The 9,122-nt window shown below is 63.0% G+C and carries 10 protein-coding genes; 2 read left to right on the top strand and 8 right to left on the bottom strand.

Features of this window, described 5'->3' with window-relative positions; all coding sequences use genetic code 11:
• The 6 genes from JQ641_RS24680 to JQ641_RS24655 form a co-directional block, all read right to left on the bottom strand.
• Nucleotides 1-930: a hypothetical protein gene (locus JQ641_RS24680; protein WP_211998490.1), complete on the bottom strand. Its 930-nt coding sequence runs from the start codon at nucleotides 928-930 to the stop codon at nucleotides 1-3.
• A gap of 269 nt (nucleotides 931-1,199) precedes the next feature.
• On the bottom strand, nucleotides 1,200-1,634 hold the full coding sequence (locus JQ641_RS24675) for a nuclear transport factor 2 family protein (RefSeq protein WP_211998489.1): 435 nt from the start codon (nucleotides 1,632-1,634) through the stop codon (nucleotides 1,200-1,202).
• A 197-nt stretch (nucleotides 1,635-1,831) separates the two neighbouring features.
• Nucleotides 1,832-2,098 (bottom strand): hypothetical protein, encoded by a 267-nt coding sequence (locus tag JQ641_RS24670; RefSeq protein WP_192737663.1) that lies wholly within the window; start codon nucleotides 2,096-2,098, stop codon nucleotides 1,832-1,834.
• A gap of 169 nt (nucleotides 2,099-2,267) precedes the next feature.
• A complete protein-coding gene (locus JQ641_RS24665; RefSeq protein ID WP_211998488.1) occupies nucleotides 2,268-2,711 on the bottom strand; it encodes a nuclear transport factor 2 family protein in 444 nt (147 codons plus the stop codon).
• A 925-nt stretch (nucleotides 2,712-3,636) separates the two neighbouring features.
• On the bottom strand, nucleotides 3,637-3,795 hold the full coding sequence (locus JQ641_RS24660) for a hypothetical protein (protein ID WP_211998487.1): 159 nt from the start codon (nucleotides 3,793-3,795) through the stop codon (nucleotides 3,637-3,639).
• Nucleotides 3,796-3,854: 59 nt separating this feature from the next.
• On the bottom strand, nucleotides 3,855-4,706 hold the full coding sequence (locus tag JQ641_RS24655) for a hypothetical protein (RefSeq protein ID WP_211998486.1): 852 nt from the start codon (nucleotides 4,704-4,706) through the stop codon (nucleotides 3,855-3,857).
• Between the two features lie 91 nt (nucleotides 4,707-4,797).
• Here JQ641_RS24655 and JQ641_RS24650 point away from each other — a divergent pair, with 91 nt between their 5' ends.
• Nucleotides 4,798-4,989, top strand: a complete 192-nt coding sequence (locus JQ641_RS24650; RefSeq protein ID WP_211998485.1) for a hypothetical protein — start codon at nucleotides 4,798-4,800, stop codon at nucleotides 4,987-4,989.
• 184 nt (nucleotides 4,990-5,173) lie between these two features.
• Nucleotides 5,174-5,560 carry a hypothetical protein gene (locus tag JQ641_RS24645; RefSeq protein ID WP_211998484.1) on the top strand — a complete coding sequence of 129 codons (387 nt, stop codon included), beginning with the start codon at nucleotides 5,174-5,176 and terminating at the stop codon, nucleotides 5,558-5,560.
• 122 nt (nucleotides 5,561-5,682) lie between these two features.
• Here JQ641_RS24645 and uvrB read toward each other — a convergent pair whose 3' ends face one another.
• Together uvrB and JQ641_RS24635 are read right to left on the bottom strand one after the other, a co-directional pair.
• Nucleotides 5,683-8,790, bottom strand: coding sequence for an excinuclease ABC subunit UvrB (gene uvrB / locus JQ641_RS24640; protein WP_211998483.1), 3,108 nt, complete (start codon nucleotides 8,788-8,790; stop codon nucleotides 5,683-5,685).
• Between the two features lie 98 nt (nucleotides 8,791-8,888).
• Nucleotides 8,889-9,113: a hypothetical protein gene (locus JQ641_RS24635; RefSeq protein WP_211998482.1), complete on the bottom strand. Its 225-nt coding sequence runs from the start codon at nucleotides 9,111-9,113 to the stop codon at nucleotides 8,889-8,891.
• Nucleotides 9,114-9,122 lie beyond the last annotated feature (9 nt).

Raw genomic sequence — 9,122 nt, 5'->3', positions numbered from 1 at the left:
TTACCAGCTGCGCTTGAAGCCTGCGCCAAAGCTCTTGTTAACCACGCCCGAGGGGGTCTCGCCGACCGAACCCGAGATGGTGACGCCGTCGAACAGTTTTTGTTCGGCGCCGACCTTGCGCAGCCATCTGTCGTCCGAGGTCGACAGCGTCTGGCCGGCCATGAAGCTGGTGCCGGTGTCGGCGATGCTCAGTCGCGCCGACTGGTCGGTCTCATAGCTGCGGGTCGGATGGCTGATGATGCCGGGCACCGGAACGATGCCCTGCTGGATCAGATTGTAGCTGTTCTGCAGCGTCAGCGAGTATTGCTCGCTGAGCGGCAGCGATTTGCTCAAGGAGGTGCCGAGCTTGCTCTGGTCCGCCCCGGGATCGACGCGGGCTTCGACTGACGTCTTGTCCCAGATCGAGCCGACACCCGGCGCTGTGATCGCGGCCCAGGCGGTGCCGGACGATTGCGGCAGGCTGCCGCCATTGGCGAGTTTTTCCGACAGTAATTCCTGGGCCGTCAGCGTGCCTTGCCGGGCAACCGTCATGTCGGCGCCGATCCGCGCATCCCAGAACGGGGTCAGCGACTGCTTCACCGACACGGCGGAGCTGCCGTTCGCCTTTTCGTTCGCCGACCAGGCCGTCTCCGCGCTGGTCGCGGCTGCGGCTTTCGACGCGGCGCGGGTTTTTGCGCCAAGCCCGGTCAGGGGCGCGGCATCGAGGTCGAGCTGGCTCCAGTCGAGCTTGGAGACGTCGATATCCTTCATGATATCGGGGTCATTGACATCAGGCGCCGCCGCGACGTCGGGGGCCGCTTCCTCCACGGGCTCTTCGGTGTCTTCATCGGCGGGCGGCGTTTGCGCCGCCACGGCCAGCACCGCGCCCAAGCTGAAGCCGGCCACCAGCAACGGCAGCCTTATCCAGCCAAATCGTGTCGAGGAAATCATAACCCGCCCGCATTCCAAATCAGGCGGAGAATGCGTCGGCGGTGGTGCGAAATTATGGCGAGGGCGCATTCGCGCGCCCTCGCACTCCGTCATGTCCGGGCCACAGCGCCGAGTGCGGCTTCGCTGCTCGATCAAGCGCGAAGCGCGCCTCGACGTGTTGTCGCAACCACGTCTTCCAGGGGCTGGTGAGGAGGACGTGGGTCCCCGCGATCTCGAGCGCGAAGACGCGCTTCGCGCTTTTGTCCGGCCATGACGAAAGGGATTGGCGGCTAGACTGCCATTCGCGGCAGATGGATGGGATAACCCACCGCCTGCTCGACCAGGTCAAAGGTGTCGACCAGCACGCGCAAATTGGTCAGCTTGCCGGCCTTGAACTGGGCGAAATGCGCGACCCGCAGGCTGATCGGCTTGTTCGAATCCAGCGCGGTCAGCGAATAGCGCATCATCGAGGCGGCCGAATCGACCCCCAGCATGATCGACTCGCGGTCGAAGCGATGGACGCGGATGTTCTCGGCAATCTGCCTGATGACCTCGATCACGGCCGCCTTGCCCCGGCGCGAGCCGAAGAACGGAAACATGTCGATCGGGCCATAGATCGCCCAATCGACGTCCTCGTCGAGCAGGGCGTCGAGATCGGCGGGCTGGCGTTCATTGATCGCACGATGCAACGCGCGAGAAAAACGCCAGAGACTATGCTCTGTCATTTGAGATGGTCCTTGAAACTGATTTCAAACGGCAACGGCCCAGGAGGCGTCCGCATCGACGCCGTGCAGTTGCTAAATTCTCGCCGCTAAATTCATTCGTACACTAACAATAGGCGTTTTTCGCTAAAATACAACCGACGTTTTTGCATTGCACAAATGCAGGATTTTCCGTGTTTTTACCGCCCCTGGCGCCGCTTTTACCGCTCCCGGCGGCGCACCGGCTCGCGCTCGATGGCGATTTCGGCGTCCTTGATCGCGATCACGCCGAACAATAAAGCGCCTGCGATCCCGCCGATTGCGGCGCCCAGCGGCATGAAGGTGAAGAACACCAGCATGCCGTTATAGCCTTCAAAACTCGTGACTTTAAAGATTTCGACCCAGGCCAGCCCGGCCCCGATTCCAAGCGCTGCACCTCCCAGCGCCCCCAACGCCAAACCCAGCAGAGCCAGCAACGCGATCTTCATATGTTCTTTTGCCCCGGAAAAAGCCTTGTGGTGAGTCGCCGCCGGGGCGGTGAGGTTCAACGCTGTCGTATAATTCGTCATTCCGGGGCGATGCGCAGCATCGAGCCCGGAATCTCGAGATTCCGGGTCTGGTCCTGCGGACCATCCCGGAATGACGTCGTCATAATCTCTATTGCGGCTTGTCGCCCTTCAGGATCGCGCTGACGTCGCGCTCCAGCACCTGCTCGACCATGTCGAAGGTGTCGATGATCTCGCGGATCTGGGCGATGCGGCCGTCGCGGAAGGTATAAAACGCCGCGATGTCGAAATGCACCATCCGCTGATTGCTGCGCTTGCGGAAGAACACGCGGATGTTCGCCGCCACCCTGTCGCCCTCGGCGACCAGGATCGGCACCTCGCAGCGCATCTCGGAATAGCGGGCGTGGACGGTGGTCCACATCTGCCGCATCGCTTCGGTGCCCCGGCGATGACCCATGTGGGGAAGCAGGTCGACCGGGGCGTTGGCGACGAATTCGACATCGTCGGTGCAGCGCGCCAGCGCGCCCTCGATGTCGCCGGCATAGTAGACGTCGAGGAAATTCAGTAGGCGCTGCCGATGCAGGTCCGCGGTCATCCGGTCTTTCTCCGCCGATATTCAACCTGCCCCGCGCCCGCCGGTTCCACAACGAACGCCATAACACAGCGGCCGATCCGCAAAAGCAGGCACAAAGTCTGACGTCGCCAGCGTGGAAACGGTTCACTACCGCCAGCTGCAAGTCCTCAATCCACACGTGCAGCTGACGCCCGGCTGCATTGTGGGCCGAACCGCTGGATTGGCAATGCGAGGAACTACGGAGACCGCTGGCGTCCGCTGCACCCGGCGCGGCTGCCGGTGCGTTCGCGTGCGAATGAAATGGATTCGAATTTCAAACAGCCAGGCCGTCTTACCGACGATGCCAGTGTGCGCTCCACACCGTGCTGTCGTCACCCGCGAAGGCGGGTGATCCAGTACGCCGCGGCCTCTCGATTCAATCATTGGCGTCACTGGAATACTGGGTCGCCCGGTCGAGCCGGGCGATGACGACTGGGTATGTGGTTGCGATCTCGCGACGCATTGCGCCCGAGGTTTTCAATTTAGTTCTCGCCCCCGAAATTCAGAGGGCGCAGGGAATGCCGGACGCGCGCTGCACCCGCGGTCTCGTGTGCAATGTGCACAAGGAAGTGCGCACACGAGCATACAGGGCAGCGGAGAACATCCGACATTCCCTGCGCAATGGCTTTACGGCTTATGGCGTGCTCTCCCCGGTGAGACGGCCTCTATTGCCACCGTCGCCCCTCGGAAGCGTTGGCTCCCGAAAGACTTGACGCCGTTACGGGCGCCAGGACCACACGCTTTCGCCGTACGCTTCAGCCGCGACCGTCAATCGCAACTGTTACGTCCACCGCGACCCGCCCCTCGTCGTGACGACGGCCGACGCCCTCTGAGTGGGACGGGATGGCGATAGTTGTGCAGGTGATTTGGGTCGAAGGAAAGGGAAATATTTTTGATTTACAGAAATTTAGGACTTGACATGTTTTCCGTAAAACAGAAGTGATTTGCCCGTCGTGCCGTTTTGCCGCAGCTGACCACTATTGTCATCGTCGTCCCGGCGAAAGCCGGGACCCATAGCCACCAGCGGCAATTGGTACAGACGCTGGTCGTTATCTTCCTTTTTCACCAACGTCCGCTGCGGCGTATGGGTCCCGGCCTTCGCCGGGACGACGAGTTCACAACGCGTCACCCCTGCGGCGTCACCTTGCGTGTGACGAGATCGATGATGAATGTGCCGCGCTTCTCGTAGCTTTCAGGCACATAGGCCTCGCCGCGCGACAGCGTGCCAAAGACTTCCTTCGGTTTGGGAAAGCCCTTGCGGCAGGCCTTCCTGATCGTGCTCGCGTCGGCATGGCGAACCGTCACGGTCACGGTCTGCGGCCGCGGCCCGGCCTTGATGTCCGAGACCTCGAAATATTTCGAACGCTCCTTGCAGGAGACGACGTTGGCGCCATAGGCGCGAATGGAATCCGACGCGGTGATCAGAAAATCCGGGGAGATGCTGACGTTCCTGCTGTAGTCCTGGGTGAACACGAACTCGGCGACGCCGGTTTCCAGATTGCCCTGGCCGACATGACCGGTGATGCACATCAGCCAATCCTGCTGCGCGCTCCTCGCCAGGGTGATGCAGTCATTGACCTGCGAGCCCGGCTGGAAGCTTCGGAAAATGCTTTTGCCGCGGCTCTGCTCGAACACGACGGCGCCGCCATTGTCGGTGGCGTGCGGCTCGCATCCGCTCTCGTAATTGACCACCAGAAGCGGATTGCCTGCGGCGATGAACCGGCCGCTATGGCGATCGGCGGTCAGCTTGACGTCGCATTCGCGGTTTCCCGCATCCGGATAGTTCTTCGCCCGCTTGCAGGTCGATCCCTCGATATCGGCGGCGTCGCAAAACGTCGACAGCAGCGCACGGTCGGCATCGTCAGCGCGAGCCGGGCTGGCGAGAAGGCAGGCGCCGGCAGTGGCCAGCGCGGTGAAGGCATTAATTTTCGGCATCGGGCGGATCATGGTTTCAGTCGGCGGGAACAATTGGTTCATGTTGGCTTGGTCGGCGCAAGGCGGGGACGCGTTCAGGTCGGGAACGACTACGGCCTGTCCCGCGTTTCTCCTCCTATCAATGGAGAATCTGATGACCAAACCGTTTGAAAAAACCATTACGCCCGTTCCCGAGGAGAACAGGAGTCACAAGGGCCCCGGCAGCACGCCGAAGGTGCCCGTCGACACCACCAAGGGCCATCGCGACGACGAGAAGAACAACATCCGCGAGCAGGGCGACCACGGGAATATGACGCAGAACACGAGCAATCGACGGTCGGGGTGATTTTCTCCGTCATTCCGGGGCGCGAAGCGAACCCGGAATCTCGAGATTCCGGGTTCGTCGCTTTCGCGACGCCCCGGAATGACAAGGGGAGTGAATCCGTGACACGCATCACGTCTCACCCCTGCGTGACCACCTATCCTGGCGGCATCAACCTCCCCATCGGGGACCACAGGAAGCCGCCGCCATGAACGCCATGTCAGCCCCGAAATCCAGCTCGCGGAACCGTCTCGAAGGCTTTGTGCTGACCGCGCTGTTCCAAGGCTTCCCCACCTTCGCCGCCGCCGCGCTGATGCTCAAGCTCGTCGGCAGCCACGAAATCGTCGGCCAGCGCTACGGCGCCGCGATCTTCGTCGTGCTGGCCGCTGTCTTTTACGCCCTGCTGACGCCATGGCTGGCACGCAAATTCCCGAAGCGGTTCGGGTACGGCTTCGAACCGCTGTTCTTCGACGCCAGCCTGTCCTTCATCGAAAAGATCGCGCGCTGGCGGACCCAGCCGCTGACCTCGCTGCAACTGGTAACCAACGTGATGCTGCTGTCGCTGCTGGCGGTGGGGGTGGCGGGCGTGGGGTAGGGCTGTTTCGTCATTCCGGGGCGATGCGAAGCATCGAACCCGGAATCCATAACCACGATGGGGAGTATGGATTCCGGACAGCCGCTTCGCAGCTTCCGGAATGACGACCTAGTTCTTGATCGCTACCTCTTCTTCCACCCGCCCCGATGCCCCGGCGCGCCACCGCTCGAACGCGGTGCCGGCCCGAACTCCGGCCCCGACTGACGCGAGTCGGTGGGCTGGAAGATTTTGGTGCTGCCGCCGATGTCGGGCTTGCGCGGTTTGGCGCCGCTGGGGCGGTAGGGCAGGGATTCCGGGCCGTGCATTTCGTCGAGGTGGGGTTTGTGGACTTTGGAGGTGGAGGGACCGCCCGTGGGGCGCCCCTCACCCCGACCCTCTCCCCGTGAAGAACGGGGAGAGGGGGAGGAGAAGCCGCCGCGCTTCTTCGAGGCGCTGGCCGGCAGGTTCGCAGCATCGCCGTATTTCTTCGTGCCCGCGTACGCACCGGCCTTCGCCGCCACGCCGCGCTGCTTGATGGTGGGATCGTCCACCACGGCAAGCTCGGTGGCGCGGAGGCGTTTGACTTCGTCGCGCAGTCTTGCGGCTTCCTCGAAGTTCAGGTCGGCGGCGGCTTCGCGCATTCTTGTTTCGAGATCGTTGAGCACGGTCTCGAAATTGTGGCCGATTGAGATGACGTCGTCGGCCATGCCGCCGTCGCCGATTTCCACCAGCACATGGTCGCGCTCGTAGACGCTGTTCATGATGTCGCCGATGGATTTCTTGATGCTTTCGGGCGTGATGCCGTTGGCGGTGTTGTATTCGACCTGCTTTTCGCGGCGGCGGTCGGTCTCGGCAATGGCGCGCTCCATCGAGCCGGTCATCTGGTCGGCGTAGAGGATCACCTTGCCGTCGACGTTGCGCGCGGCGCGGCCGATGGTCTGGATCAGCGAGGTCTCGCTGCGCAAAAAGCCTTCCTTGTCGGCGTCGAGGATTGCGACCAGCGCGCATTCGGGAATGTCGAGGCCCTCGCGCAAGAGGTTGATGCCGACCAGCGCGTCGAACGCGCCGAGGCGAAGATCCCGGATGATCTCGATGCGCTCGATCGTGTCGATATCAGAGTGCATGTAGCGCACGCGAATGCCCTGCTCGTGCAGGTATTCCGTGAGGTCTTCCGCCATGCGCTTTGTCAGCACCGTGATCAGGCTGCGATAACCGGCCTGTGCAGTGGCGCGGACTTCGCCGACGAGGTCGTCGACCTGGGTGCGGGCAGGGCGGATATTGACCGGTGGATCGATCAGGCCGGTCGGGCGGATCACCTGTTCGACGAACACGCCGCCGCTCTCGTTCAGCTCCCAGCCGCTCGGCGTCGCCGACACCGCGACCGATTGCGGGCGCATCATGTCCCACTCCTCGAAGCGCAGCGGGCGGTTGTCCATGCAGGAGGGCAGCCTGAAACCGTATTCGGCCAGCGTCGCCTTGCGCCGAAAATCGCCTTTGAACATGGCGCCGATCTGCGGAACGGTGACGTGGCTTTCGTCGGCGAAGACAAGCGCGTTGTCGGGAACGTATTCGAACAGCGTCGGCGGCGGCTCGCCGGGGCGGCGGCCGGTGAGGTAGCGCGAATAGTTCTCGATGCCGGCGCAGCTGCCGGTCGCTTCCATCATTTCGAGATCGAACGTCGTCCGCTGCTCCAGCCGCTGCGCTTCCAGCAGCCGACCCTGGTTGTTGAGCTGGTCGAGCCGCAGCTTCAGTTCTGATTTGATCGACTTGATCGCCTGCACCAGCGTCGGCCGCGGCGTCACATAGTGCGAATTGGCGTAGATCTTGATGAATTCGAGATCGTCCTGCTTGTGGCCGGTGAGCGGATCGAATTCCTCGATATTTTCGACGGTGTCGCCAAACAGGTTCACGCGCCAGGCGCGGTCTTCATAGTGCGCCGGGAAGATGTCGATGACGTCGCCGCGCACGCGAAAGGTGCCGCGGGTGAAGTCGGCCTGGGTGCGCTTGTATTGCAGCGCGACGAGGTCGGCGATCAGCTGCCGCTGGTCGATGCGCTCGTTCTTCTTCAGCGCAAACGTCATCGCAGTATAGGTTTCGACCGAGCCGATACCGTAGATGCACGACACGGACGCCACGATGATGACGTCGTCGCGCTCCAGCAGCGCGCGCGTCGCCGAGTGGCGCATGCGGTCGATCTGCTCGTTGATCGACGAGTCCTTTTCTATGTAAGTGTCGGTGCGCGGCACATAGGCTTCGGGCTGGTAGTAGTCGTAATAGGAGACGAAGTACTCCACGGCGTTGTCGGGGAAGAAGCTCTTGAACTCGCCGTAGAGCTGCGCCGCCAGCGTCTTGTTCGGCGCCAGGATGATGGCGGGGCGTTGCGTCGCCTCGATCACCTTGGCCATGGTGTAGGTCTTGCCGGAGCCGGTGACGCCGAGCAGCACCTGGGTGCGGTCGCTACGCTCAATGCCCTCGACCAATTCCTTGATCGCGGTGGGCTGGTCGCCCTTCGGCTCGTATTCGGACTTGATCTCGAAGCGCACGCCGCCTTCGGACTTCTCGGGGCGGGGCGGGCGGTGCGGCGTCCAGACCTTGACGCCGCCGCCTTCGCCCTTGAATTCGGGCCGGCCCTCGCGGATCAGGTCTTCCAGCGCATCGGCGGTGGCCTGCACGCCGAGCGCCTCCATCTTGTTGCGCGGCGGCCGCGCCAGCGCGGCGGCGTCTTCCTCTTCGGTGGTGAAGCCGAATTGTTTTGCCAGTTCCGGATCGAGCGTCGGGATGGTCGCTGAGGTGCCGTAATTGGCTTGCGGGGCTTCGTCGAGGCCATGCCTTTCTTCCCCCCTCCCTCCGCGAAGCGGCGGGGAGGGGTCGGGGGTGGGGGGTGTTTCGGCAAGTTCCGCTGGCAGTGAGTTTGCCGCGCTACCCCCCACCCCTGACCCCTCCCCGCCACGCGCTTCGCGCGTGGAGGGAGGGGAGGAAGAAGACGCATCACGCCTCGCCACATCCTCACTCGTTCCCTTCGTCGACGATCGCGCGCGATGCACGGCGGCTTCGCCGCCGGAACGACGGTCCTTCGAATTGTCCGGCGGCGGCTGCAGGCCGGTGCCCGAGCCCATGCCGGCATCGCCGCGGTTGATCGCGGGATTGAGCAGTTCCGCCAAAGCGGGCCCGATCGGCTGAACTTCCGGCCGGTGAGCTTTGGATTTCGGGGTTTTGCCTGATTTTTTTGGGGAGTCGGGTTTCTTCGCCATGGGGCGAATATGGGGCCAATCGCCGCGCGAAAAAAGGGCAAAGCCGGTGTTGATTGAACGGCCGATTCAGGCCGTTCCAATGTCAGCAGATGTCAGCGTCAGGCGAAGACGTCGCTGGAATCCGCAACCGTCGCGGCAGGTGAATCCGCCTGGACGATGTCGAGATGGATGCCGCCGCACTTCGTGCAGCGCATGGTCCAGTATTCGGCGCCGGCCTTGCCGGGGATGATGCGCAGCACGGCGAGGGAGGCGCTGCATTGCGGGCAGTTCGACATCACCTGCCTGGATGGCTGCGCCGCCGGATTGGATTCGGGGGACGACATCACGGCCGC

This window comes from Bradyrhizobium sp. JYMT SZCCT0180, from assembly GCF_018130165.1.
Classification (GTDB): domain Bacteria; phylum Pseudomonadota; class Alphaproteobacteria; order Rhizobiales; family Xanthobacteraceae; genus Bradyrhizobium.
This window is presented reverse-complemented; position numbering and strand designations above follow the sequence as displayed.

What these genes read in the sequence shown, in the direction of transcription:
- JQ641_RS24680 (WP_211998490.1), bottom strand. Translation starts at nt 930, where the DNA reads ATGATTTCCTCGACACGATTTGGCTGGATAAGGCTGCCGTTGCTGGTG.
- JQ641_RS24675 (WP_211998489.1), bottom strand. Translation starts at nt 1,634, where the DNA reads ATGACAGAGCATAGTCTCTGGCGTTTTTCTCGCGCGTTGCATCGTGCG.
- JQ641_RS24670 (WP_192737663.1), bottom strand. Translation starts at nt 2,098, where the DNA reads ATGAAGATCGCGTTGCTGGCTCTGCTGGGTTTGGCGTTGGGGGCGCTG.
- JQ641_RS24665 (WP_211998488.1), bottom strand. Translation starts at nt 2,711, where the DNA reads ATGACCGCGGACCTGCATCGGCAGCGCCTACTGAATTTCCTCGACGTC.
- JQ641_RS24655 (WP_211998486.1), bottom strand. Translation starts at nt 4,706, where the DNA reads ATGAACCAATTGTTCCCGCCGACTGAAACCATGATCCGCCCGATGCCG.
- JQ641_RS24650 (WP_211998485.1), top strand. Translation starts at nt 4,798, where the DNA reads ATGACCAAACCGTTTGAAAAAACCATTACGCCCGTTCCCGAGGAGAAC.
- JQ641_RS24645 (WP_211998484.1), top strand. Translation starts at nt 5,174, where the DNA reads ATGAACGCCATGTCAGCCCCGAAATCCAGCTCGCGGAACCGTCTCGAA.
- uvrB (WP_211998483.1), bottom strand. Translation starts at nt 8,790, where the DNA reads ATGGCGAAGAAACCCGACTCCCCAAAAAAATCAGGCAAAACCCCGAAA.
- JQ641_RS24635 (WP_211998482.1), bottom strand. Translation starts at nt 9,113, where the DNA reads ATGTCGTCCCCCGAATCCAATCCGGCGGCGCAGCCATCCAGGCAGGTG.